This window comes from Pseudomonas sp. RA_35y_Pfl2_P32, assembly GCF_963970735.1.
GTDB lineage: Bacteria > Pseudomonadota > Gammaproteobacteria > Pseudomonadales > Pseudomonadaceae > Aquipseudomonas.
In genome coordinates, this window is the sequence record NZ_CAXAQF010000328.1 from 1 (window position 1) to 453 (window position 453).

Annotated in this window: 1 protein-coding gene; it reads right to left on the minus strand. The window is 64.2% G+C overall.

Translation table 11 applies throughout. The features are described 5' to 3' along the window. Window positions 1-453: ABC transporter substrate-binding protein (locus AACY45_RS28530; protein ID WP_339548811.1), on the minus strand; the 453-nt coding region annotated here is incomplete at both ends.

Below are 453 nucleotides of genomic sequence, written 5' to 3' on the forward strand. Positions count from 1 at the left end.
TGTTCTCGGTGCGCCAGTCGACCTGATCGGCCTTGAAGGCCTCGATCGCCACCGTCGCGTCGCGGAAATATTCGTAGCGCAGCTCGTCGAAATTGTTGCGGCCGACATTGGCGGCGAGGTCGCGCCCCCAATAGTCCTTCACGCGCTCCAGCGCGATCGAGCGTCCGGCGACGAACTCCTTGACCTTGTAGGGCCCCGATCCCAGCGGGACTTCGAGGGTGGTGGCGGACACATCGCGCTTGCGGCCCTGTGCGTCGGTGCCCTCCCACCAGTGCTTCGGCAGCACCGTGAGCTGGCCGACGATCTGCGGCAGTTCACGATTGCCCGGCGCGTCGAACACGAACCTGAGCTCGCGCTCGCCCACCTTCTCGGCCCGCACAACGTGTCTGTAATAGGCCGAGTACATCGGGTGGTGCTTCTTGAAGGAGTCGAGCGAGAAGATCACGTCCTCCA